Raw genomic sequence first — 26044 nt, 5'->3', positions numbered from 1 at the left:
TAGCAAAAACTGGGCGTATTTTTTAATAAAAAACTGGCTTTTGTTACTATTTTTTATGAGGGGCTTGCTATTACTTGCGTCAATACCTATATATTGTATGCTAAGGACAATTGTCATTAACCATTCATTGTTGTTTGTTGACCCTTTACTGATGACAACGTTGCCAACTATCATAAATCTATCGTGTCAAATAGAGCCTTATGATAGCCAGCAATAGCCGTTTCAGGTCCAAACCTCACGCTGACTAATTTTGAGTATCTTCATGACCATTAATTATCAATATAAAAACGTCCAATCTCCCACCAAAATCACCATGACTGATGAACAATCTGCAGGTCACGCCGATCATTGGCGTATTCTGACCGATGACATGAGTCATGACGTGCCAGAATGGCTACAAAAAATGATCGAAAAGGCGGCCATGCCTAAAGGCCTCAATAGCAATGTCAGCGCTCAAGACAGCTGCCTATTGCTGTCTGAAAATCAGCCTTGTCATATCAATCAAGTATTAGCCATGAAAAATGGCAAGCCTGAATGCTTTATCAATGCTTATCCTTGTGTCGATAGCCCATATGGACTCAATTGTAAGATTGAGCGCATCATTGCCAATGACAATTCACACGATGCTGTATTACGCTTGCGTACCGCTGATGGCAGTATTATTTACGCCTTTGACCAGCTCTACACCACCAATCGCCATTTATATCAGCGAGACACGTCTTACTTTGTGAACTTTAGCGCTTGGGCACATGAGATTAAGCTAAGTGAGCAAAACGAAGTCATCATGGTTGAAGATCAAGAAGCGATCCGCTACCACCGTGCATTTAACGACATCGTTGCCGCCAATGATGGAAAAATACCCGATGATCTGCAAGAGCAAATCAAAGAATGGAGACCAGAGACCAAAGCGCAAATGGCGCCAGTTGAGATCAACTTGGGTCACATGTGTGCCTATCTATTTGGTGATACTTTGGGACAAGAAGATGAAGCATGGTGCCAAGGTCAGGTGCTCGGCAAGCAAGAAACAACATTTAATGATAAATCCATTATTCTGTTTGATGTCGTGATACTACGCGAACAAGATGCCGATCCTTTCGTGATTCGTATCGGTGCGCTCAACACGCCAGAGACGGCTTCTATTAAAGTGCATGACTACGTACAAGCGAACGTCTGGCTACAAGCTGCCATCTATAAAGAAAACCAGCAAAGTGCGGCGCAGCAATCAAAAGCCAGTTAACTACTTTACGAGTCATCCGCTACTTTTAAGAATGATAATTAAATGTATCATCAAATAAAAAGCCCCTAATAAGCATTAGGGGCTTTTCGTCTTCTTACAATTGTCAGTATAAAACCCTGCGAATATAGAATTAAGCCATGGTCGTCATTGATTTAATACGAGTATATAGCTCTTTTTGTTCAGCACTTGGGCGGGCCGTTTGTACTGCCATCAGTTGTGACATATCGCCTTCAACGCGAATTTTACCACCCATAAAAGCACCCATAATTTCATTGGTATCGAAATCAGTGATGATTGATTGCAAGATACTGCGGTCAAGCAACAATGTGGTTGTCGCGGCGTCGTTCAAGCCGCGATGCAATAAACCGTTTGCAAAGTTCGCTTCGATGTCTTGCTCAGTGTCAGATACTTTTAGATTGACGATCATATTCGCCAGTGCTGGCGGCAAATTTAGCTCGCCTGCCTCATTACCCATTTTCTCAACTTGCTCAAACCACTCATCTGTCAAAAAAACTGCCATATTATTGTCCTTAATTGGTGTTATTTCAGGCTACCGTTGTTTGGCTCACTCGCCTGACTGGATATCAAGTGATAAAATAGTTGCTCATAATAGCAGTACAAAAACTGCTATCATCACTTATATTTAGTCTCATTATAGAGGTCGACTTGATGATAAGTAAAACTTATTTAGAGTGCTCATGCGGCCATTGTTACAAAAATGCTGCTGGTCATGATATCTAAGCGTAGTAATTACTGTCCCTCTATCACCAAAATGTATTTCTAGAATCGTGATAAAATTGGGTATAAAATAGACAAATTGCACAGCTATAATAAGTTGCTTGCTAAGATTTTTACCAAAGAGTTTGTATTTTGCCGCATAGTTCTGATGATATTTGATTAGGATTGCGTTACAATACCCTTAAACAGAGTCGGGAGTTTTAACTAAACATTACGCAAACATGTTTTTTTGTCAGCCGCCGCTAGCATACGTCTATGGTCAGTACATTTTTATGGCCCTATGGATATTGGTATCTATCTTCATTAGTACAGAATTTTTGGTAATAATTAAGATAAATACTTCACCTCTTTAGATGTTTGATGCTCAAAAACGGCGCATCTTCTTATTCACCTTAATGATTTATTAACAATCCTACTATCGACCAGCTGTGAGTGTCGTGCGTTTAAAACGCTTTTATGCCTCAATACCAGCTGATATAAAGCGAAAGCTTAGATTGATAGTTAATAATATTATGGTGATAAGCGAGAAAAAAAACAGCATGTGCCGCGATTCTATTTTTATCTGACTATTACTTTTATGATGCAGATAGCGCGGAGAGTTAGTTAATTCTGTTGATAATTCGGGCTGTAAAGGAATCATCCAATGAGTTTACAAAACACAGCAGTCGCCCCAGTTGACCGTGAGTACGAAATTACTATCGTAAGATTCTTTACGATAATGGCCGTGGTATGGGGCATCGTCGGCATGAGTATTGGTGTGTTCATTGCTTCACAGTTAGCATGGCCATCACTTAACTTTGACATTCCATGGCTGACATTTAGTCGTTTAAGACCGCTACATACCAATGCGGTCATTTTTGCGTTCGGTGGCTCTGCCCTGTTCGCAACGTCTTACTATATTGTTCAGCGTACCTGTAAGACAAGGTTATTTGCGCCTTATTTAGCTTGGTTTACCTTTTGGGGTTGGCAAGCCGTTATCGTATCAGCGGTTATTACCCTACCTTTAGGTTTAACATCGACCAAGGAATACGCTGAGCTTGAGTGGCCAATCGATATTTTGATTGCCTTGGTATGGATCTCTTATGCCATTGTTTTCTTCGGTACGCTCATCAAACGTAAAACCTCACATATTTATGTGGCTAACTGGTTCTTTGCAGCCTTTATTATTACGATTGCATTACTGCATATCGTAAACAGCATGGCGATTCCTGTTAGCGCATTTAAGTCTTACTCGTTATTTGGTGGTGCGACTGATGCGATGGTGCAGTGGTGGTACGGACATAACGCGGTAGGTTTTTATCTAACGGCAGCTTTCTTAGGAATGATGTATTACTTCGTTCCAGTACAGATTGGTCGTCCTATTTATTCTTACCGTTTGTCTATCGTTCACTTTTGGGCATTGATTGCGTCATATATGTGGGCTGGTGGTCACCATTTGCATTATTCAGCGCTTCCAGATTGGACGCAGTCTCTAGCAATGGTATTCTCAATCATCCTATTTGCGCCATCTTGGGGTGGTATGATTAACGGCGTGCTAACACTATCGGGCAGCTGGGATAAATTACGTACCGATCCGATCATTCGCTTTATGATTGTGGCATTGTCGTTTTATGCGATGTCGACCTTTGAAGGTCCAATGATGTCGATTAAGACAGTGAATGCGTTATCGCATAATACGGATTGGACAGTCGGTCACGTACACTCAGGTGCACTTGGTTGGGTAGGTATGATTACCATTGGTTCGCTATATGTACTGTTACCACGTATCTATAACAAACCTAAGATGTATTCTATCAGCTTAATCACCACGCATTTTTGGTTAGCGACAGCGGGTACTATTTTCTATATCGTATCTATGTGGATTTCTGGTATTGGCCAAGGCATGATGTGGCTGGCTACTAATCCAGACGGTACATTGGTATATAGCTTCGTTGATACAGTTGAGTTCTCACATTTCCCATATATTGGTCGTGCTTTTGGTGGCCTATTGTATGTATCGGGTATGTTTGTGATGGCATATAACGTTTATAAAACACTTAAAATGCCAGAAGGTAAGCCTGTCGATATCGCAGATCCTACTGATCATGAACCTAGTGTTGATAAACCTTCAGCAGCTAACGTATAAGGAGCGATCATGTCTGGTACACCGCATGAAATTATTGAAAAAAATACAGGCTTGTTGGTTATCGGTATCGTTATTGCTATTAGCTTTGCAACGCTAGTTGAAATCGTACCATTGATATATGACAACAAGGGTCCTGAAGAAGGTGGGGTGAATGCTCCCCTGCCCTCTATGGAGCCATGGACTGCACTAGAATTTGAGGGTCGTGACATCTATATTCGTGAAGGTTGTCACGTATGTCATACTCAGATGATTCGTCCACTACGTGCTGAAGTTGAACGTTATGGACCTTACTCACGTGCTGCTGAATCTACGTGGGATCACCCTTTTCTTTGGGGTTCAAAACGTACTGGACCTGATCTAGCACGTGTTGGCGGTCGTTATTCTGAAGACTGGCAAAAGCAGCATTTGATTGCGCCACGTTCACTAGTACCTGAATCAGTAATGCCTGGCTTCCCGTGGCTTGCTACCAACGAAGTGAATGGTGAAAACGTTCAAACTAAAATGCGTCTATTCCGTGATCGCTTTGGTGTACCTTACACTGAAGAGGATATCGAAGGAGCACCAGATGCTGTACTTGGTGCCACTGAACTTGATGCTTTGGTTGCTTATCTACAGCAACTGGGCACCGCGATGGAAGGACAGCGCTAATGGGTATTGGTGAATTACAAACAATTGCGACCGTTTCTGCCTTTGTTGCCTTCGTAGGTGTTGCATGGTGGGCGTATTCGCCAAAAAACAAAAAACGCTTCGAAGAAGATGCACAACTTGCGCTTGATGACGAGGATATAAAATCTCTGTCTGAAGAGCAGCGCAATAAGGATAAACGATGACATTTTTTTGGAGTTCTTGGATTACCATACTAAGTATCATGTGTTGGGCTGCTATCCTCGGTGTCTTACTAATGGTATTGAAGTACAAGCCAGAACTAGAAGATGACGGTACGACAGGCCACGCTTATGATGGTATCAAAGAGTACGACAAGCCATTACCTAAATGGTGGCTCGTAATATTTTTTGGCTCTATCGCTTGGGGTGTTGCCTATTGGGTATTTTTCCCAGGTATTTTCCCATCAAAATGGGAAGGTATTGCCACTGTAGAAGTCGATGGCGAAACGGTACCGTGGACCTCTAAGAACGAGCTATATAGCGAGCTTGAGAGTAATAACAAAGTATTTACGGATAACTTTGAGAAAAACATCTTAGCAAAAGCGGATGCTAGTGGTGCGACAGAGACCTTAGCGGCACTTGCTGAGTTACAGGCAACGATGCGCCGCAGTGAAACACCACCAGCAGATCTGCAAGCTCAAATTGATGAGAAAACTGCAGAACTATCCCCTTATGTAGAAAAGCTTTCAGAAAACCCGAATGCTTTAAAAGTTGGTAGTCGTTTGTTCTTACAGAACTGTGCGGTCTGTCATGGCTCTAACGCCAAAGGTGCAGTAGGCTATCCAAATCTAACTGACAATGACTGGTTATATGGCGGAGAAGCGTCAAACATTTTGACCACGCTACATAAAGGTCGAGTTGGTGGTATGGCTGCATGGCGTGATCAAATCGGTGAAGATGGGGTACGTGCGGTATCTGAATACGTGCTATCAATATCTGGCAACCAACCTGGTTACGAGCTTGATAAAGCTCAAGTCGCTCAAGGTGAGGCAATCTTTAATGAGCCGACTAACTGTGTACTTTGTCATGGTGCAGATGCCAAAGGTATGACTTCTACTGGCGCGCCAAACTTGACAGATGACATTTGGTTATATGGTGGTGATCGTGAGACCATCCGCGAAACCTTACGTTATGGTCGTGCTGGTGTGATGCCTGAGTGGGAAACCAAACTGGGTAATGAGCGTATTATGCTGCTTGCAGCTTATGTTTACTCATTATCAGATAAAACCCCTCAACCTGCTGCTAAAGCACCAACCGCTACTCAAGTAGCAACCACTGTAGAAACGACGACTAACTAATATTTAAAGATGGTTGTCATAGCATCAGTTGATAGGATTTGATAAAAGGAGAACTGTTATTGCAGTTCTCCTTTTTTTATAAATTCTTTGATGAGAGTTTATTAACTGCTACCGCATTGTCAAAATTTGAGTAGCAAATGAAATGCAGTTTAATACTGCATAGAGCACGACCAATATATCGATCATTATGCTGATATATTGATTGGTTTTTAAGATTATTACCCCATTTATAATAGGGAGAATGCTAAAATGATAATACCTAAAAACCACTTATTAGTGGCTAATTTAGAAGATAATCACCCATTCTCATTAAGCTATTTGCAATCGATCATTTGGTAGATGGGTTAAAATATTTTTCTGTTCAATATTTTATCCGCTACTTACTGACATTGATAACATCACACACTCATACATCTGATGATTAAAGATGTTTGTTCATCATGCCAGCAAACTGATTCTTTTTTAAAAGAGGCACGTTTATGTCAGCACCACAACCCAATAAAATCCCTGTACAGCAAATTGACCTTGATGCGACCAAGCATCGAGTTCACCCTAGGTTTGTCACCGGTTTTTATCAAAACATTCGTATCGTCACGATGTATGCGCTTTTAGCCGCTTTTCTGCTTTTGCCATGGTTACGTTATAATGGTAGGCAAGCAATATGGCTTGATGTTCCCTCGCAGCATTACTATATTTTTGGCATGACTTTTTTGACCCAAGATTTTTACTTCATTGCCGCCTTTGCGATTATTGCCGCATTCACTTTATTCATGGTGACTGTGTATGCGGGGCGTGTTTGGTGTGGCTATGCCTGCCCTCAGACGATTTGGACACATCTTTATCAATATGTTGAAAAATGGGTGATTGGCGATCGCAACAAACGTATCAAGTTTGACAAAGAACCGATGAGCGCAAAAAAAGCCTTTAAACGTTCTTTGGTATATTTTATTTGGTTGGTATTTTCAGTGATTACTGCGGCAACCTTTGTCAGTTATGTCGCTGGAACAGATTATTTATATCAAAGCTGGCAAACCATTGGTTTTATTCCTATTCCTGATTGGCCAACATGGGTATGGGTGTCGATGTTTATTTTCACCTTTGCTACCTACGTCAATGCAGGTTATATGCGTGAGCAGATGTGTATCCAAATCTGCCCATACGGTCGTTTTCAAAGTGTCATGTTTGATAAAGATACCTTGGTCGTATCTTATGATTATGAGCGCGGTGAGCCTCGCGGGGCACGCAAAAAAGGCACCCATCCTGAACATTTAGGCGACTGTATTGAATGCACCATGTGCGTGCAGGTATGTCCGACTGGCATTGATATTCGAGATGGCTTGCAAGTCGCTTGCATACAGTGCGCGGCTTGTGTTGACGCTTGTAATGAAATTATGGATAAAGTCGGGTATCCACGTGGACTCATTCGTTATACAACAGAACGACAGTTGTCAGAAAAAGAAAATACCCGCGTCATCAGTCCACGTCTATTTGCTTATTTAGCTGTTATTACTATTTTATGTGGTGGCGTTATTTATGCATTGACGGACCGTGTACCGTTAGAAATTGATATTCGCCGTGACCGTAACCAGTTGTCCTCAGTGAATAATCAAGGCATGATTGAAAACAGCTATATCGTCAAGCTGACTAATAAGACACAAGAGCCGCATACCTATACAATAACCCTTGCTCCACAAGAAGGTTTGAGCTTGGCGCTGCGATTCAACGATGTACCATTAGAAGCAGGTGAAAGCTTTGATATGCCTGTGAGTATTTATGGCGATCCTAAGGTCATCGATTTTGAACAAACATCAGTGACCCTAAATGTGACCAGTGAAGATGGTCAGTATAAAGTCAGTAAACAAAACGTATTTACTACTCAAGGGCAGTAGGTTTTTATAAGCAATTAATAGCTTAGCTAGTGCGGGTCCTCATTTTAAAATTGGTAATAGAAATGCGATAAATGGCAGCCAAACTAGGAAAATAGTGCAGATAATATCGGCATATTAACCAGCTGTTTGGCAAAATTTAACCATTTTTAATCCATTTAGGTGCTTTCATTCAGACTGAGGATGCGCCCTAGTATATAATTCTATATTTCACCTGTGAGTCAGTGGCTAGCAGGTGGACGATTTATCATTAAACTGGCAGCTATTTCGCTGTCAGCTTATCCATTGATACAGTTTATAGATATCTGATAAACAGATATCTGATTAATAGGTATTTTATGTCTACTCCAGCATCAAATTTTAAGCATCAAGATACTCAGCCATGGTATAAGAATTACATGGTGGTTATTTTTGTTATTGGCATGCCAGCATTTGTCGTAGTGGCCTGTATCTTTTTTGTTTATTACTCTTATCAAATTCGGGATAGCGTGGTACGTGACGACTGGTATATGGATGGTAAGACGCTTTATCATGATGTGTCACGTGACAAGCTGACTTATGACTTAGATTTGCACGGCGAAATGCAGTTTGCAGATAATGGTGACGTTGTATTCTATCTAAATTATCCTGAACAGAGTCTGCAATCAGGTAAACTGCTGAATGGTAATCCTTTGGCTTATCCTGAAAAACTAGATCTGTCTATCTCGCATGCAACCGACATCAAAAAAGATCACGATGTCGTACTTCAACATGTCGAAGGCAATAAATACAGTGCGCAAGTAGATATAGATCCTCTAAAAGCAAAATATTATCTACAAGTAAGTAGTGATGGTAAAGATGACTGGCGTATGCAAGATGTGGCGAAATTACCACGTTCAAAAGTTAGCTTTGACCCATTACCTGTTTTTGCAGAAAGTTGATTTTACCAATCTGGCTGCTATAAGCATGACCAATAATTGATTTATTAACACGTAAAAAAACCAGCCATTTATCAATAATGAGCTGGTTTTTTACACTAACGGTTTATGCTATTTTTTATAAATGTCACTTAATATTATCGAATAAGCGAATCGTTAAATAACCGGATTAATCGTTGGGATTTTTTGCGTGATACGATTATCTGCTGTCGCTTTATCTGATTCTGGCAGTTGCTGTTTATCACTCATAAACTTCGGATTGAACGCTTGAGTTTTTGGCGATACAGGTAAGCCAATTTCAGCCAAGCTCTCGGTCTGCCCAGCTTGAATGTTATCTCCTTCAAACAAACGCTCATTGTCATCACGATCAAGACTTAACTGCTCAAAATCAAACAATTCACGGTCTGCTAGTTGCGACGGTGCGACGTTTTGCATGGCTTTAAAAATAGAGGCCAAACGCTGCGGATGAGCATTATCCCATTCCCGCAACATATCGTTGATAATGGCTCTTTGTAAGTTGGTTTGGCTACCACATAAGTTGCATGGAATAATTGGAAATTCTTTTAAGCGAGCATATTCGATGATGTCTTTTTCTTCGACATAAGCCAATGGACGAATAAGTAGATTTTGCTTGTCATCACTGAGCAATTTCGGTGGCATCGATTTAAGAGTACCGCCATGAAATAAATTCAAAAAGAAAGTCGCCAACATATCATCGCGATGATGACCCAGCGCAATTTTGGTTGCGCCAATCTGCTTAGCAAAACCGTATAACGAGCCGCGGCGCAGACGTGAACACGCCGAGCAATAAGTTTTGCCTTCTGGCACCACGCTCTTAACGATACTATAAGTGTCTTTTTCTAAGATATAGTGAGCAATGCCCTGCTCGTTTAGATACGCTGGCAAAATATCCTCAGGGTAACCGGGTTGCTTTTGATCGAGATTGACCGCGACGATATCAAAGTTAATCGGGGCGATACGCTTGAGTAATAGTAAAATATCCAGCAAGGTATAGCTGTCTTTACCACCTGAAACACAGACCATGACTACATCGCCGTCTTCGATCATATTAAAATCACGAATCGCCCATGATACTTGTCTACGCAGCTTCTTTTGTAATTTACGGAACTCTGCTGATTCAGTAGACGTTGACGGTGCAGCGGCGATACTGTTTTCATTTGTATGATCGTCAGCAACATCCTCATATTCCATGCTATCACCATCAGTGTCCCAAGCATGATTATCCAAACCTGTATCAGCTGACATATCATCGATTTCAGGCGTAATTTGTGGCGTAAACAAGGTTGCTGCGGTCATAAGTTACTCAATATCTTTACAAGGGAATTTTGCTAAAAAATGGAAGGATAAAGCCTTTAGCAAGGAGGTAATAGCACAGTGGCTCTAAAAGCAGCGATTATAACAAAATTTGCTAACAGATTGAAAAGATGAGATTAAACTATCAGATTAAATATTCAGTCTTTTTTATGGCTTAGCTTAAGGCATGCTAAATATTCGACCATAGCACTGCTGATAGCTCCATACTTTTATAAACAAATTTCTCTTTTGTGCTGATTAAGGTTTCATATCGTATTTATAATGGCTTCGTGGTTCTGTAATGAGCGTATTTTTGCTAAAATAGGCGTTTTTCGCAAACCCATTTCGCAAACCAATAATAGATACCACTATGACTAATGTTACTTCGCAAAGTACCTCTAATAATCAAGCCTTCGATACTGACTTAAATGCTCTGCATAAAAGCCAAAATGCCGTTGTGCTGCTGTCAGGCGGGCTTGATTCGGTGACTTGTTTGTATTGGGCAAAGGCACGTTATGCGTCGGTGACTGCGGTCAGTTTTAACTATGGTCAACGCCACAATAGTGAACTGGTCGCGGCAAAAGCTATCGCTGAGACTGCCGAGGTCAATCACAGAATCATTGATATTGATATCGCTCAGCTTGGTGGCTCTTCACTGACAGATCACAGTATGATTGTTCCTGATGGCGATACGGATAAATTCCCTAATAAAAAGCGTGATGAGATCGATAACGACGCTATTCCTAACACCTACGTGCCTGCACGTAATACGATATTTTTGTCTTATGCGCTAGCCGTTGCTGAAGTGACCGATGCCAATCATATTGTCATTGGCGTCAGCTCAGTCGATTACTCAGGCTACCCCGACTGTCGTCCAGAGTATATTGCCGCCTTCGAGCATATGGCCAATCTTGCCACCAAAGCGGGCGTTACCGGTCATCACTTATCCATTCAAACGCCATTACAGCAACTGTCAAAAGCAAAAACCATTGAGCTTGGATTGTCATTGGGCGTCGATTATGGGCAAACCATATCTTGCTACCAAGCCGATGCACAAGGTCTTGCTTGTGGTGTATGTGATAGCTGTGCCCTACGCCGTCAAGGCTTTGCTCAGGCAGGCATCACTGACCCAACCCATTATCAATCTTAGTTAATGATAGAATTGCACTTGCATGAAAGCGTGATAGCAATCAACATTAGCGAAACATTCGCTTGCATTAACACAGCACGCCGCCGTTGTATTTTAACTCACATACTTGTTATGGTATGAGCGATTGTATTTATCACAAGATATAAGTAACCACATTAGTCAACGAGCTATGAGTACTTTTGCTTTACTTTGAGTACAAGATTTAGAAAATTGATGCTACCCGTAAGAGGATATTTATGAAGTTGTTGCCATTATTACCCCTAGCTTTAGCTGCCATTTTTGTGATGCCACAAGCAAACGCTGCCGATATTAAGCAAAATAACATCAATACCTGCGTTAATGGTGCGGTCAAATATAAAGTCGCTGACAAAGGCGATGCGACCAAACTATGCAATTGCACTATTGGTGTACGTAGCAACATGACCATCGGTCAAATGTGGGAAATTGAGAGCTATGCTCAAGACAAAAAAGATCCTTCTGGACTGCCTTACGTCAAAAAAATGCAAAAAGATTTGCAGCAATGCACTGTTGGCTTAGATTTAAAACAGCCACAAAAACCAGCGTAATACACATCTCGTTTGATATACAAAAGACTGGCTATTGCCAGTCTTTTGTATATACCTAAACCATTGTTTTTATTACATATATATTAAACACTATATCTATTGGTAGCCATTTTTATAGTTACCTGTAGCTTTCTCTCCTTTATAGCACTCCGAAAAACTCCCCTTATTTCATTCTCTTAACACTAGTAACCCCATCAAACTTCGTTAAGCAGCTCATATAATAATCTTCTATATCGTGATATTCAGTGAATAACCGATTATAGGTTTCATAGTGCATGCCTTTAGGTTTTCGATAAGGGTTTTCATGCCACTTCAAACGCTTTCTTATTGCTTGCATACTTGCATCAGGTCGCTAGCACCGCTGCATAAGCTGTCGCTCAATGTGTGCTTAATTCCTTCAGCTCAATCCTCTTGAATGATACCGCCCTATCTGCTTTTGCTTCTGCACTGGACTGTGCCCAAGCTGCGTGTGCTTTTGCGTACGCTTCTGCCCTAGCTGCTTCTACTTTTACCCTAGCTGCTTTTTCTTCTGTCCTAGCTATTTCTGCTTTTGCAATGGCTGCGTTTGCTTTTGCAATGGCTGCGTCTGCTTTCGCGTATGCTTCTGCCCTAGCTACTTTTCCTGCTGCTTGTGCTTTTGCGTATGCTTCTGCACTAGATGGTTCGGCTGCAACCATGGCATATTCATTATTGGCACTTGCTATTCCCAAAGAACAAACTGTTAAAACTACAATGCCTGATATGAATGTGAATAAGTGGTTTAATGCTTTCATTGTATTGTTTACTCTCAGCTTCATTCAAATAAATCTACAATACACGATATCTAAATCATTAGGCAAGTTTGCTTCTTCCTGCCTCCTCATTGCTTGCATCGTTATTATGATAAAACTATCTTTCATTCGAGACATAAACTCCCCTTAACGTTCTTTACTTTCACTGTGAGCGGCTCTAACTAGTAGCTCGCAATGGTTATTATGTATCTGTTGGTCGCTGATATCACGATTGATCCAGTCCTAGTAGCTTGACGGCTTAATACTTAGTACACGGCACATAGAGACGATACTAAAAACCTGTCTATTAGTTTTTATAAAGGCATACCTTACTAGCCGTGCTTGGCGAAGTACGCCGTCGCCTCATTCGAGCATAGCTCTCATCTTGCATCGGGGCGAAACAGTGCTTCGCTTTATCCTTCCTCATTTAGTATCTCTCGTTCCTCTTCAGCCACTTTAAGCTGTCGTTTGAGGCGCTTGTTCTCTTCCATCACGGCCATAAGCTGTGTATCGTACTGCTCAGTCCCTTCAAGCTTGCCTTGAGTGGCTTTGTTATGCCAGTTAGATAAGGTCTGCATGGCGATACCAAGCTGCTTTGCAGTCGCTGAAATATCCCCATCGTTGTCCGCTATCTTCTTGACGGCTTCAGCTTTGAATTCTGTGCTGTAAGTTCTGATTTTCTTAGTCATGGTAAACTCCTCATCGAGTCGTTAGTTTACCAAGTTTAGGTGTACGGTTTCTTCAGCATAGCTCAGAATAAATAGAAGTGAAATATACTGGCTATTGCCAGTCTTTTTTGTTGTCAATACAGGCGCAAAGTGTAAAACTGATTATGAATCGCTGCTAATCTGCTTATAATAAGCACACAGTATAGATTACCAATCGACATAAGCACGAATATAAGTACTGACATAAACAAAAATGAATAAGGATTTTATAATGGCAAAACCAACCACAGAAAACCTAACCTTACCTGACTTTCCAGTGACGATAGTACGAAAGCTTGCCGGCAACTTTATCCATGATGAAATCAATCTCCAAGAGATGATTGCCAATACTAATAAAGGGCTTATTTTGTACTTTTATCCAAAAGACAGTACGCCAGGCTGTACCACTCAAGCAACCGAATTTACTGCTCACCTCCATGAGTTTGATGATTTAGGCTATGACATTATCGGCGTCTCACGTGATAGTGTTGAATCTCATGAGAAATTCATCACCAAATATGATTTAAACATTGCCCTTATCAGCGATACTGACGAAAAATTATGCCAATACTTTGATGTTATTAAAGAAAAAAATATGTATGGAAAAATCAGCTTAGGTCTTGTACGTTCAGCCTTTGTCTTTAACAAAGATAGCGAGCTGACTCATGCTCAGCGAAATTTACGTGCCAAAGGCTACACTGAACGTTTGCTTGAAACCTTAGCATCTTAACCAATAAAGCCAAGAATCATAAAAAAGCATTTTAAAATAGACGCTAATAATCATTACGATAAACGCTGGATATCAGAGGCTGAAAGTCGTTTTTTAATAATTTTTTAGAGCAATCTCTTATCAGAGGAATCTCTTAAAAAAATCATCTAAAAAACAGCCCTGAATATTAAACATCTTATAACTTGAGAATCATATGAATAAACAATCCGATACTGCAGCGGATAACACAGCATCCAAAGCTACTCGCCAAGTATCTGTTGCCGTTATCGGTGCAGGTACTGCTGGGCAAAATGCTTTTCGTCAAGCCAGTAAAACCCATGATGATGTTGTTATTATTAACGACGGATTTTGGACGACCACTTGTATTGCGGTCGGCTGTATGCCAAGTAAATTATTGATTGCCGCCGCTGATCGCGCGTATGAAGCCAATCACTCTGCTGAATTTGGCGTCCATGCCACTGTCCAGATAGATGGCAAGCAAGTCATGCAACGCGTTCGGGACGAGCGTGCTCATTTTGCTAGCTACGTCAAAGCTCAAGTAGATAGCTGGCCTGATCACAAAAAAATCTCAGGACGTGCTCATATCAATAACCAAGGATTCATTGAAGTCAATGATGCGCTGATTGCTGCTGACAAAATCATTATCGCCACAGGCAGCTCTCCATTTATTCCAGATGGCTGGGCAGATAAGCTTGGTGACGCCATGCTCACCTCTGATACGATCTTTGAGCTCACAAATTTACCAAAAACAATGGCTGTTGTCGGTACAGGTGCTATCGGATTAGAGCTTGCGCAAGCCTTTAAACGCTTAGGCGTAGAAGTAACTTTGTTTAATCGTGTCAAACGTGTTGCAGGTCTCAAAGACGATGATATCAATAACAAAGCTATCGATTGCTTAAGCCGCGAATTGACCATGCATTTGGGTAGCAAAATCAGCGATGTCGGCGTGCAAACAGCCACGGATAATGACCATTCAGCCGCGTTCATTGATTATGAAGACAGTGCTGGAGAGTCGCAACAATGGCAAGGTGAGTATGTACTGGTTGCCACTGGTCGCCGCAATAATATCAAACCGCTGGGAGTTGAACATTTAGGCGTTGAGCTTGACGACAAAGACCGTCCAAAGCACCTGAATAAAAAAACAGGTCAGATTGGTGATTTAGATGTCTATATCGTTGGTGATGCCAACGCCAACCTTCCACTATTGCATGTGGCCAGCGATGAAGGCTATAGCGCTGGAAGTATGGTCTGCGAGAATGAAGACGCCGCTCATATTCGCCCGCCCGCCACGCCCTTCTCGATTGTGTTTTGCTCACCGCAAATCGTTAACGTCGGCATGTCTCTACCAGACATTCAGCAGGATACAAGCTTAGAATATGTCATCGGTAGCGTCAGCTTCGATAATCAAGGACGTAGTCGCGTGATGGGCGTCAACTGTGGTCTGCTACATATCTATGGCTGTAAAAAAACTGATAGAATCTTAGGCGCTAGTATGGTGGGTCCTGATGCCGAGTATATTGGACATATTTTAGCGGCAGCGATTACCAATGATTTGAGTGTTAAGGCCATGCTCGATACGCCTTTTTATCATCCTACGATATTAGAGGGCTTACGTACCGCGTTACGCGATGTTCAACACAAAATGGCAATACCTTATCAGTACCAAGACACACAGGAAGATAGCTTTTAAGCATCAGCTCAGCTACACTTTCAAAACAAGGATGTACCGTATTAATCATCACTCATGTTGTGTTTGGTAGCACTAACGACTTGAGGTACTTTAAAAAACTCTGCATGGACCAAAAAATGGCAATCGCTAGTATTACTGATTTTTTTAAAGAGATTGTTCGTGACCTGCATACTAGCCTCTACCTTGCGCTTGGCGGCTCTGTCGATGAAGAGTCACTTGATTGGTCGTCTCAAGCGGTAGAGCTCGCTAGTACTGCCATCAAAATCCTAATACTGCTGGCAGTGTTGGGATTTTTTTATTGGCTTGCCATTTACATCCTTAAGCAAAGTAGGACAAAAATCCGCCTGAATGAGCGCCGTACTAAGATTGTCCGTTCAGTCTTGCGTTATATCTGGATAGTTGCCAGCCTGATTGCCATTATGAGTCAGATTTACTTTGAGCCAGAGACTATCAAAGCCACTGCAAAAGCCAGTACATGGGCGGGGATTTATTATGTACTTTGGGCGTCATCTGGACAGATTATCCATAAGGTGTTACAGCATTATGGTCTCAATGCTTCTATAGAGCAGCTGCTTCAAAACATCTTGTCAGTGCTGCTATTGGTACTCGGACTTGCCAGCGTCATGGCGCAATTTGGTTTCGATATCGTCTCATTGGTCGCAGGTTTAGGGATTGTGGGTTTGGCAGTCGGTTTTGCTGCCCAATCAACGCTTGCTAATTTCATTGCAGGTATTACCATTTTACTCGAACAATCTTTTCAGGTTGGCGACTGGATTCATATCAATGACAATGAGGGTCGCGTCGTACTCATTGCGTTACGCACCACCCATATTTTGACGCGAGACAACATCACCGTCATTATTCCCAACTCTAACGTTGCCTCCTCTGAGGTGACCAATTTAACCTCCAAGAACTTCATACGTTTCGATATTCGTGTGCGTATCGCCTTTGAAGATGATGTCGATACTGCTCGCAAGGAAATTTTGCAGGTGCTTACTGACACCGATGTGGTACTCAGCCGTCCTGAAACCTCGGCCACCGTGGATGAAATTGGTGAATACGGAGTGTTCTTTATCGTGCGTTTTTGGGTCAAGCCTGCTGCTGTCGCGCGCATGCCCAAAATTAAAGAAGGTCTAAAAGAAGATATCAAGCGTGCCTTTGATGCCGCTAATATTTCTACTCCTTATCCTCATATGCGTTTGCTTATGCCAAAGGACGTGGATTATCCTATTGCCACTAAACCCTTTGCGACTACAACGCAGGTCGTGTCAGAAACACCACCACTGAGCAAAGCGGATAAATAAGCTCATTATATTATTTATCCCTTGAGCAATTTATCCCAAAAATTTTAGGCTTAAGGTTTTCATCCTCAGTATGATAAGCATGATTTTGTAAAAGGTAGCGTTGCTGAATCTCTCTTTGATAAACACCACCACTTTAAACCATCCTGCCCTGAATTATGGTAAAATTGGCGGTTAAACATCTTATTTTATGATGTGCATTACTTATCAATTTAGCCCACAGGTATCCGTATGACCGAAACAACCGCGCCCGCACCTCTAACAGCAGCTTCACCAGAATTGTCGCTTGACCTTATTATCACCTGTGCCGATGGGCTTGAGGCACCACTACAAACTGAGCTGACAAGTTTTGGTATTGCAAGTGAAATCAAAAGTACAGGCCGTCTGGCAGTTACTGGTACTTTGCGTGACTTATATAGCATTTGTTTGTGGTCACGTGTCGCCTCGCGGGTATTAATGCTCATTAAACGCAAAAACATCAATGCCGAATACGATGTGGCTGAGCAACTTTATGGCTTGGCAAAATCGGTCAATTGGATTGAGCAGTTTAGTTTAGAGCAAACCTTTGCCATTCGTCTGTCGGTCGATAAGCGTGTGGCCGTCAGTCAACAGTTTGCGATGCTACGTATCAAAGATGCGATTGCAGATACGTTCAATGAAGTTTATGACAGCCGTCCTAACGTCGATAGTAAAAATCCAGACTTTTCTATATTTGCAACCGTGAATGATAAGCAAGCTGAGCTGTATTTAGATTTATCAGGTACCAGTTTGCATCGCCGTGGTTATCGTGTGGCAATGACTGAAGCACCACTCAAAGAGAACTTGGCAGCGGCTCTACTATATAGTGCAGGCTGGCACAAGAAAAATGACGCTGGCAATGCACCTTTTTATAATGCGCTAATTGATCCAATGTGTGGGTCTGGCACCTTTATTATTGAAGCACTACTCATGCATTGCGATTATGCTGTGGGTATCGATAAAGCCGCCAATCAATTTGGTTTTTACCAATGGCAGCATCATGACGATGCCTTATGGCAACAGATGATCGATGATGCCCAGACACGTTTCCGCGAAGCCTTAGCAATTGCCAATGAGCAACCAGATACATTACCGCTGATTTTGGGCTTTGATGCCGATAGCGGCGCGATTTTAGCAACAGAGAAAAACCTGATTGCCGCAGGTTTGCAAGATTTACTACCACTACTCGATCTTGAGACGCGGGCGCTTGACCAGCTGAGCACTATTTTGAAGCCACTAGTCGATGACGGTCGCTTAAGCAATCCTCTAATCATCACCAACCCACCTTATGGTGAGCGTTTGGGTGACGAAGAGATGATTAAGCCATTGTACCAAGCGATTGGACTTATTTTGCAAGACAGCTTTGCTGGTAGCGGCATCGATCCAATGCTTGGCATATTGGCATCTAATGTTGAGCAAGTTGATATCTTACCTATCAAAGAACCAAAAACCTTACGCTGTCATAATGGTGCTATCACCGTTTATTTCCGCTATGGCACGTTGATTGCGGGACAAACGGGCAATCTCGTTAGCCGCTTCGAAAAACGTGAGATTGAAGTGGAAGAGGGACAAGACTTTATCAACCGCTTGCAAAAAAACCTGTCCAAGCTGAAGAAGTTGGCTAAAAAAGATAAGGTTAGTAATTTGCGCGTTTACAATGCTGACTTGCCCGACTTCAAAGTCGCCGTCGACTTATATGGCGACTATGTACACGTGCAAGAATATGCACCACCAAAAACCATTCCACCTGAGACGGCTAAAAAACGCTTCAACTTGGCATTAATGGGTATTCGTGAAGTTTTTGGTATTAACCGTGAACAAATATTTATTAAGACTCGTGCACGCCAGTCTGGTAATGACCAATATAGCAAACAGAACACCACAGAAAAGCGTGGTAAATTTCATGTTGCACGTGAAGATGGTGCTTATTTTTACGTCAACTTTACGGACTATTTGGATACGGGTTTGTTCATTGATCACCGTAATATGCGTGCCCGTATCAAAGACAACAGTCGTAATAAATCCGTACTGAACTTATTTGCTTATACCTGTACGGCAAGTGTCCATGCAGCATTGGCTGGCGCGAAAAAAGTCACCAGCGTTGACTTGTCACAGAACTATCTAGACTGGGGCAAGCAAAACTTTGTATTAAATGGTCTGGACGTTAGCCGCAATAAATATCAATTCGTCGCAGCTGATATCTTTGAATGGATTAAAGACAATACTGAACAATTTGATATCATCTTTATCGATCCACCGACTTTTTCAAATTCGAAAAAGTTCCAAGGTACCTTTGATGTGCAGCGCGACCACTCTGCCCTCATTAATCGTGCGATGAACCGCTTGACCTCTGACGGGATTTTATATTTTTCAAATAACTTTACCCGCTTTGAGCTCGATGAGCAGTTAACCGAGCGTTATGAAATTATTGATATCACCCAAAAAACCATTGGTTTTGATTTTGATATTAAAAAGCCTATTCATCAAAGCTTTGAGATTCGTCATCGTCAGGGCTGATAATTTCGGTTTATGGATGGATGTGAATATTAACCACCGCATTTAGATGCCTTCTCTTATAGTCAGTCTTGTCGTACACATAACAATGACCCAATCGGCTTTGATTGGGTCATTTTTTGTTGTTATGATAGAGCGTCACTAAATACTAGCTAGGTAATAGCTAAGCAACCGTGAAGGGTAGATTTACGAGCGCTTTAATTCCACTATTGCGATTATTTTTATTTATATAACTTAACTATCAAACCCTTAATCACTCTAATAACAAGGATAACCCTATGGCTTTATCACTTAATAAAGGCGGTAACTTATCGCTTACCAAAACTGACCCAAATTTGACCAAACTGCTTATCGGTCTTGGTTGGGATGAACGCGCAACCTCTGGCGCTGAATTTGATTTGGATGCCAGTGTATTTTTGCTCAGCACGGCGGGTAAAGTACGTGGCGACCATGATTTCATCTTTTATAACCAGCTTAAGTCTGATAATGGCGCGGTTGAGCATACTGGTGATAACCGCACTGGCGAAGGTGATGGAGATGATGAAGTCGTCAAAGTAAATCTGACTCAAGTACCTGCTGATGTGGATAAAATTGTCGTCACTGTTACTATTCATGATGCGGCGGCTCGTAGTCAAAACTTTGGTCAAGTTGCCAATGCCTTTATTCGTGTCGTCAACGAAGAAACAGGCACTGAAGTGGTACGTTTTGATTTGGCAGAAGACTACTCTGTTGAAACGGCAATGGTATTTGGCGAAGTCTATCGTCACAACGGTGAGTGGAAATTCCGCGCCGTTGGTCAAGGCTATTCAGGCGGCTTGCAAGCCATGTGTCAACAGTATGGCGTTGTTATCTAATGTGATAACTTATTCATGCTTAGACTACTATATGACCATTAAACTCAAAATATAAAGCAAGTATTAGCCCTCTATTTGTACTCACCATTATCAATGATAATGGCTGTAAAATATGGTTGCAAAATAGTCACAATTATTCATAGCTAAATGACTAGTAATGCTTTATGTTTCGTTTAGAATTATGCAAAAAAAGTGGTTAGCGATAACCGCTTTTTTTGTGGTTTGTGCCTATAGTAGGCCGACCTTAGCTTTATGCAACCAGACAGGATGTGTCATGAGACATTTTTATTTAGACTTTATTTTCACAGCCATCGCCCTAGCGGTCGCGGCATGGTGGGGATATTCACATGGCGGTATGGGCGGTATGATAACCACCCTATCTATTACCGCTATTTTGGCCGTCATGGAGATTTCATTATCGTTTGATAATGCGGTGGTCAACGCTTCAGTCCTTAAAGGCTGGGACGAGTTTTGGAAAAAGATATTTTTAACGGTGGGTATTTTAATCGCCGTCTTTGGTATGCGCTTGGTATTCCCTATTGTTATCGTCGCTGTTACTGCCGACCTTGGTATGATGCAAGTTATAGATTTGGCATTGAACGATCCTAAAGAATACTCAGCCAGACTATTGGCGCATCATGCCGAAATCTCAGCATTTGGTGGTATTTTCTTGTTGCTCGTCTTCTTAAACTTCATCTTTGATGAAAAAGAAGTACACTGGTTCGATTGGCTTGAGAGCCGTCTGGCAAAATTAGGCAAAGTCGATGCCATGAGCGTGTTTGTCGCGCTTATCGTCTTGATGATTGCCGTATCATTTGCCAAGCCTGAGCAATCAGCTGCGGTCCTAATCGCTGGCGTATGGGGCATCTTAGTTTACCTTGGCGTACAAGTGGTTTCTGGTATGTTAGAGGGTGATCTTGAAGAAGAACTAGACGCTCAAGGTAATAGTACTGGTGCTGCAACTAGCGCGATTATGAAAGGTGGTATTATCGGTTTCTTATACTTAGAAGTCCTGGATGCCTCATTCAGTTTCGATGGCGTGATCGGCGCATTTGCGATTACTAATGACGTAATCGTTATTATGCTAGGTCTGGCTATTGGTGCGATGTTCGTACGTTCGATGACTATCTTCTTAGTCGATAAAGGCACCCTTGATGAATATGTCTATCTGGAGCACGGCGCGCATTATGCTATCGGTGCTTTAGCTATCATCATGCTGCTATCAGTGAAATTCCATGTACCAGAGCTTATCACTGGTCTGATTGGTATTACCTTTATTGGTTGGGCGTTTGTCGCTTCACTCAATTATCGTAAGCGAGAAGCCAAATCAATTACTTGATGCTCGTTTGATGTTAAAAAACCAAGCAAAAATTTTTAATATCAAACAGTACAAAGTGGATAGATAAAGTTAGTTTAAAAATAGACGGGTTGTACCAAAGCAGTTGGTATGACCCGTCTTTGCTTTAAAGCACTTATTTGACACCTGTTGGATAAGTGCTTTTTTATGTTGCACTACCTGACAATCTAATTTACTTTTTGATAACAACACCTTAACGACTGTTGCTCGGACGGTTAAAAAGTATCAGACTTGCAGCATTGATATGTCGCTTAGTAATCATATCGTAATCACACAAAATACGCCTTGCTTAGTAAGCAATCGCTTAGTATAGTAAATCGTAATGATATGCAGGGCGTGGCATACGAGTAAATTTATTCATTGTTTGCATTTATATATCGACCACTGCACTATTTTAGTTTATTTTTTTTATCATTCAATCCACTCAATTATTAATCAAAAGGATATTTATATGGCTATTAGCTTAACAAAAGGCGGCAACGTAAACTTATCAAAAGAAGCGCCGGGTTTAACCAATATTACAGTCGGTCTTGGCTGGGATCCACGTGCTACTGACGGTCAAGAGTTTGACTTAGATGCGATTGGCTTTTTGGTCAATGAAGCAGGCAAAGTACGTAATGACCAAGATTTCATCTTTTTTAACAACTTAAAGTCAGACAATGGCGCGGTTGAGCATACAGGTGATAACCGTACTGGTGAAGGCGACGGCGATGATGAAAAAATTAAAATCAATCTTGCTAGCATTCCAGCTGACGTAAGCAAAGTCGCTATCTGTGCGATTATTTATGAAGGTCAAAGCCGCAATCAAAACTTTGGTCAAGTGGGTGACGCTTACATCCGTGTCGTTAACGACAATGGCGATGCTGAAATCGCACGTTATGACTTATCAGAAGACGGTAGCACCGAAACCGCGATGATTTTTGGTGAATTATATCGCCATAGTGGTGACTGGAAATTCCGTGCCGTCGGTCAAGGCTTCAGCGGTGGTCTTGGACCATTAGCAGCTTCTTATGGCGTTAATGTTTAAGAGCTGACTAACATTTAGCGCTAATAATATAAGCCCGAAAAGCCATCAAGTGTGCCCTACTATCGCATTTGATGGCTTTAAAAGTAATAGGCTAGCGAAAATCTATGGTTAAGCCGACTTACAGACATGAATCACAAACATATAGAATACTGATATAAGGATTCGCACCCTATGACCGCCACGTTTAGCTTGATCGGTACCATTGAACCATTTCTTCATTGTAATCTCAAAAAAGGCGACTCCATCTATTGTGAAGCCAATGCAATGGTGATGATGGAATCAAACCTTGAGCTAAAAGGTAAGCTGCAAGGCGGTCTGATGCAATCACTTATGCGCCGTTTTGCCAACGACGAGTCACTATTTCAGCAGCAGATTGAAGCCGTGAACGGTGAAGGCGATTGTTTACTTGCGCCAACGCTCGACGGTGATATGCAAATCATTGATTGCGGTCCACAGCAATATACGCTCAGTGACGGCGCATTTGTCGCGGCGCAAACGGGTGTCGATGTGAAGGCTAAGATTCAACGTAATCTAGGTGGCGCCGTCTTTGGTGATACTGGTGGCTTTATGGTGATGCAGACGCAAGGTCAAGGTCAGGTAGTGGTATCGGGTTTTGGCTCATTGTTTGAGATTGATGTTGAACCTGGTAAAGACGTCATCATTGATAACGGTCATGTGGTCTGTTGGGACTCGCGTTTGGAATACAAACTCTCAGTCGCCACCAGTAAGAAAAAAGGCTTCATGGGCAATATTATCAATTCGGTCACCAGTGGCGAAGGTATGGTTTTAAACTTCTCAGGCTCAGGCAAAGTCATTATCTGCTCTCGTAATCGTGATAGCTACCAAGGCTGGCTACAAAGCGTCTTAGGGACTAGCTCAGGCGGTCGCGGCGGCAATAGCGGCTTACTTGGCAATATCTTATAGCTATTATTATGTTTTTAAAGCTGTATGTTACAACGACTCCTCGTCATAGTAGACTTTATTTAACCCTCTACTCACAATTACTATAACACTGTAGTATAAGGAATATCACATGGCAGTTAGTTTACAAAAAGGTCAAAAAATCTCCCTAAGCAAAGAAGCGGGCGGCGAGCTTACCCAAGTAAAACTGGGTCTAGGTTGGGACGTTGCTCAAAACCCTCAAGATAAAAAAGGTGGGTTCTTGGGCAAATTATTCGGTGGTGGTAGCGGCGGCGACTCGATTGACTTAGATGCTTCGTGCATCATGTTTGATACCAATAAACAAGCCATCGATGCGATTTGGTTCAGTCAGCTGAAATCAAAAGATGGCAGTATCGTCCATACTGGTGATAACCGCACTGGCGACGGCGATGGTGACGACGAGGTTATCAATGTCGATCTTTCAAAAATCCCTGCCAATGTCGTCTCTCTAGTATTTACGGTCAATAGTTTCACTGGTCAAACCTTTGAAACGGTAGAAAATGCATTTTGTCGTATCGTCAATGCCAATAACAATCAGGAAGTCGCGCGCTACAATTTATCAGCGCAAGGTGGGCATACCGCGATGATTATGGCAAAAGTATATCGTCATAATAATGAGTGGAAAATGCATGCGATTGGTGAAACGGCTTCTGGTCGTACTTTCCATGACTTAATGCCTGCCATCACGCCGCATGCGTAAAGGATTCAAAGCTTTAGTTCGATTAGCGTTCATCCGTCAAAATAATCTATTGAAGCAACGTTATTGATAAAAAACAGCCCATCTATAATTAGATCGGCTGTTTTTTTACGTGTGCTAAAGAATATTTTTAAAGCACTTACTTACTACCACGCTTCCAACTAAAGCCCCAATTAAAGGCTTTATCCATCTCTTGATGCCCTTTGAAGTACTCATTAATACGTTCAACGTTAATACTACCTTGCTGATTGACCAGACGCGCAATCGCACACATTGGCAAATTACCTGTACCTTCTGTCAAACGTGTCTCAATCGGGGGTTGGTCGGGCACATGAATGGTCACGACACCATCGGTCTGCGCCCAGTTTGGTGCACCTTCATAAATGAAAGCAAAAATAAACACCTCTTCTATCTGCGACCACTGCTGACCGTTAATATCTAGCCACTCACCGCCGCTCACCTGTCCCGTTCTATCATCAGCACGCAAACACACGTAAGGTGCTGATGTTAAGCTACCAAAGCGATTACCCAAGGCTTGAATCAAGGTTTTTTCACCATTTTTTAGATGAATCATCGCCCCAACATCAAGGTCAATACCGCCCGCTTTATGTTGTTTGAAAAGATCGCCTAACAAGCCTTTTGTGGGTGCTTGCTGATTGGCAGTCGGATTTTGATTCCAGTTTAAGTTGACAGAGATTTTACCAAAGTCATCACGTTTCTTTAGGTTGATACTAGACTGATTTTTGGTTAAAGTGATTTTGCTTAGGTTAATTGACGGATTTGGAGAAGCTGTAGGAATTGGCGGCGGCGTGCTTGTTTGAGGTGCACTACCTGCTTTCTGCGTATTAATTGGGCGCTGCGTATTGATGGGCTGAGCTTGACCTTGTGACTGGTCTTGTACAGGGCTTTGAGCGGGCGCTTCATCAGCAATCTCTACACCAAAATGCTCAGACAAAGGCTTCAGCCCCCCTTCAAAACCTTGGGCGATAAAACGAAACTTCCAGCTACCTTGGCGACGATAACATTCCGCTAAAATAATGGCTTTTTCATTACGTCCAGCTGCACTTAGTTGGCAAGTCATCAGCACTTGGCTGCCTTGCAATACCTGAATATCGACATCGCCAACTTGAGCAAGCGTCTGTGAGCTAGAAAACGCGAGGGCTATCTTCTCAATATTGGCTGGCTGGGCTGGTAAATTAATATCAAAAAACCCATCGCTATCATGACCACGGAAACTCACACTGCCATCATCGCTACGTGTCTGCCCATAAAATATCATGTCGCCATCGCCGCGTACTTTACCGTCAGCTGTCAGGCGATAAGCGGCACAATCAATGGCGTTTTGGCTTAAAATACGAATGCTAATATGATCCGTCGGCAGTGGCGCATTGGCACCCGCAATCAGTTGTTGAGGTTGGATTTGGCTCATCATACATCCTTTGAATTATTTATTATGTGCGTGTGTTTGTTATGCTAATAATTGTCATATAGTAGCATGGATGGCCGCTGACTTTTAAAGCGTACGACCGTTCAATAGCGTG

At 42.0% G+C, this 26044-nt stretch carries 22 protein-coding genes and 1 pseudogene; 18 read left to right on the top strand and 5 right to left on the bottom strand.

Features of this window, described 5'->3' with window-relative positions:
* Positions 1-262 precede the first annotated feature (262 nt).
* On the top strand, positions 263-1237 hold the full coding sequence (locus JMY05_RS02695; RefSeq protein ID WP_045445404.1) for a hypothetical protein: 975 nt from the start codon (positions 263-265) through the stop codon (positions 1235-1237).
* A gap of 130 nt (positions 1238-1367) precedes the next feature.
* On the opposite strand, the gene JMY05_RS02690 is transcribed toward JMY05_RS02695, so the two are convergent.
* Positions 1368-1757 (bottom strand): hypothetical protein, encoded by a 390-nt coding sequence (locus JMY05_RS02690; RefSeq protein ID WP_045445401.1) that lies wholly within the window; start codon positions 1755-1757, stop codon positions 1368-1370.
* Positions 1758-2618: 861 nt separating this feature from the next.
* Here JMY05_RS02690 and ccoN point away from each other — a divergent pair.
* The 6 genes from ccoN to JMY05_RS02660 all read left to right on the top strand — a co-directional run bounded on the left by ccoN (position 2619) and on the right by JMY05_RS02660 (position 8869).
* Positions 2619-4100: a cytochrome-c oxidase, cbb3-type subunit I gene (gene ccoN, locus JMY05_RS02685; protein WP_045445398.1), complete on the top strand. Its 1482-nt coding sequence runs from the start codon at positions 2619-2621 to the stop codon at positions 4098-4100.
* A 9-nt stretch (positions 4101-4109) separates the two neighbouring features.
* Positions 4110-4748 carry a cytochrome-c oxidase, cbb3-type subunit II gene (gene ccoO / locus JMY05_RS02680; protein WP_045445396.1) on the top strand — a complete coding sequence of 213 codons (639 nt, stop codon included), beginning with the start codon at positions 4110-4112 and terminating at the stop codon, positions 4746-4748.
* Positions 4748-4930: a CcoQ/FixQ family Cbb3-type cytochrome c oxidase assembly chaperone gene (locus tag JMY05_RS02675; RefSeq protein WP_010199605.1), complete on the top strand. Its 183-nt coding sequence runs from the start codon at positions 4748-4750 to the stop codon at positions 4928-4930. Before ccoO ends, JMY05_RS02675 begins: the two co-directional genes overlap by 1 nt.
* Positions 4927-6063 (top strand): cytochrome-c oxidase, cbb3-type subunit III, encoded by a 1137-nt coding sequence (gene ccoP / locus JMY05_RS02670; RefSeq protein ID WP_045445393.1) that lies wholly within the window; start codon positions 4927-4929, stop codon positions 6061-6063. The genes JMY05_RS02675 and ccoP overlap by 4 nt, the downstream gene beginning before the upstream one ends.
* 479 nt (positions 6064-6542) lie before the next feature.
* Positions 6543-7952 (top strand): cytochrome c oxidase accessory protein CcoG, encoded by a 1410-nt coding sequence (ccoG, locus tag JMY05_RS02665; RefSeq protein ID WP_045445390.1) that lies wholly within the window; start codon positions 6543-6545, stop codon positions 7950-7952.
* A 335-nt stretch (positions 7953-8287) separates the two neighbouring features.
* Complete coding sequence (locus JMY05_RS02660; protein ID WP_087813718.1) at positions 8288-8869, top strand: FixH family protein; 582 nt, start codon at positions 8288-8290, stop codon at positions 8867-8869.
* A 153-nt stretch (positions 8870-9022) separates the two neighbouring features.
* On the opposite strand, the gene ttcA is transcribed toward JMY05_RS02660, so the two are convergent.
* On the bottom strand, positions 9023-10183 hold the full coding sequence (gene ttcA, locus JMY05_RS02655) for a tRNA 2-thiocytidine(32) synthetase TtcA (protein ID WP_045445387.1): 1161 nt from the start codon (positions 10181-10183) through the stop codon (positions 9023-9025).
* A gap of 430 nt (positions 10184-10613) precedes the next feature.
* Between ttcA and queC the strand changes: the two genes are divergently transcribed.
* The gene (gene queC / locus JMY05_RS02650) at positions 10614-11330 is read left to right on the top strand and encodes a 7-cyano-7-deazaguanine synthase QueC (protein ID WP_167541684.1); all 717 of its coding nucleotides are present in this window, start codon (positions 10614-10616) and stop codon (positions 11328-11330) included.
* A gap of 236 nt (positions 11331-11566) precedes the next feature.
* Positions 11567-11896, top strand: a complete 330-nt coding sequence (locus tag JMY05_RS02645) for a hypothetical protein (RefSeq protein WP_045445384.1) — start codon at positions 11567-11569, stop codon at positions 11894-11896.
* A 377-nt stretch (positions 11897-12273) separates the two neighbouring features.
* Here the strand turns inward: JMY05_RS02645 and JMY05_RS02640 are convergent, their stop codons facing one another.
* Together JMY05_RS02640 and JMY05_RS02635 are read right to left on the bottom strand one after the other, a co-directional pair.
* Positions 12274-12693, bottom strand: a complete 420-nt coding sequence (locus tag JMY05_RS02640) for a hypothetical protein (protein ID WP_201614113.1) — start codon at positions 12691-12693, stop codon at positions 12274-12276.
* Positions 12694-12819: 126 nt separating this feature from the next.
* A pseudogene (locus JMY05_RS02635) lies at positions 12820-13355 on the bottom strand (transposase); the annotation flags it as partial.
* Between the two features lie 250 nt (positions 13356-13605).
* Here JMY05_RS02635 and JMY05_RS02630 point away from each other — a divergent pair.
* The 9 genes from JMY05_RS02630 (at position 13606) to JMY05_RS02590 (ending at position 24506) form a co-directional block, all read left to right on the top strand.
* Entirely contained in the window at positions 13606-14103 is a 498-nt protein-coding gene (locus JMY05_RS02630; protein ID WP_045445378.1) for a peroxiredoxin, read from the top strand.
* A 193-nt stretch (positions 14104-14296) separates the two neighbouring features.
* Entirely contained in the window at positions 14297-15793 is a 1497-nt protein-coding gene (locus JMY05_RS02625) for a dihydrolipoyl dehydrogenase (protein WP_201614111.1), read from the top strand.
* A gap of 116 nt (positions 15794-15909) precedes the next feature.
* On the top strand, positions 15910-17097 hold the full coding sequence (locus JMY05_RS02620; protein ID WP_226950312.1) for a mechanosensitive ion channel family protein: 1188 nt from the start codon (positions 15910-15912) through the stop codon (positions 17095-17097).
* A gap of 228 nt (positions 17098-17325) precedes the next feature.
* Positions 17326-19629 carry a bifunctional 23S rRNA (guanine(2069)-N(7))-methyltransferase RlmK/23S rRNA (guanine(2445)-N(2))-methyltransferase RlmL gene (gene rlmKL / locus JMY05_RS02615; protein ID WP_201614109.1) on the top strand — a complete coding sequence of 768 codons (2304 nt, stop codon included), beginning with the start codon at positions 17326-17328 and terminating at the stop codon, positions 19627-19629.
* Between the two features lie 275 nt (positions 19630-19904).
* Positions 19905-20480: a TerD family protein gene (locus JMY05_RS02610; protein ID WP_193007556.1), complete on the top strand. Its 576-nt coding sequence runs from the start codon at positions 19905-19907 to the stop codon at positions 20478-20480.
* Between the two features lie 274 nt (positions 20481-20754).
* Positions 20755-21819, top strand: coding sequence for a DUF475 domain-containing protein (locus JMY05_RS02605; RefSeq protein WP_045445375.1), 1065 nt, complete (start codon positions 20755-20757; stop codon positions 21817-21819).
* 469 nt (positions 21820-22288) lie between these two features.
* Positions 22289-22864, top strand: coding sequence for a TerD family protein (locus JMY05_RS02600; protein ID WP_045445372.1), 576 nt, complete (start codon positions 22289-22291; stop codon positions 22862-22864).
* Between the two features lie 171 nt (positions 22865-23035).
* Complete coding sequence (locus JMY05_RS02595; protein WP_045445369.1) at positions 23036-23788, top strand: TIGR00266 family protein; 753 nt, start codon at positions 23036-23038, stop codon at positions 23786-23788.
* Positions 23789-23897: 109 nt separating this feature from the next.
* Positions 23898-24506, top strand: coding sequence for a TerD family protein (locus JMY05_RS02590; protein WP_045445366.1), 609 nt, complete (start codon positions 23898-23900; stop codon positions 24504-24506).
* 136 nt (positions 24507-24642) lie between these two features.
* Here JMY05_RS02590 and JMY05_RS02585 read toward each other — a convergent pair whose 3' ends face one another.
* Positions 24643-25932, bottom strand: a complete 1290-nt coding sequence (locus JMY05_RS02585) for a TerD family protein (RefSeq protein ID WP_045445363.1) — start codon at positions 25930-25932, stop codon at positions 24643-24645.
* Between the last annotated feature and the right edge of the window lie 112 nt (positions 25933-26044).

The sequence above is a fragment of the Psychrobacter sp. JCM 18902 genome (genome assembly GCF_904846615.1).
Taxonomy (GTDB): domain Bacteria; phylum Pseudomonadota; class Gammaproteobacteria; order Pseudomonadales; family Moraxellaceae; genus Psychrobacter.
Note: the sequence above shows the minus strand (reverse complement) of the source record. Positions and strands in the feature narration are given on the sequence as shown.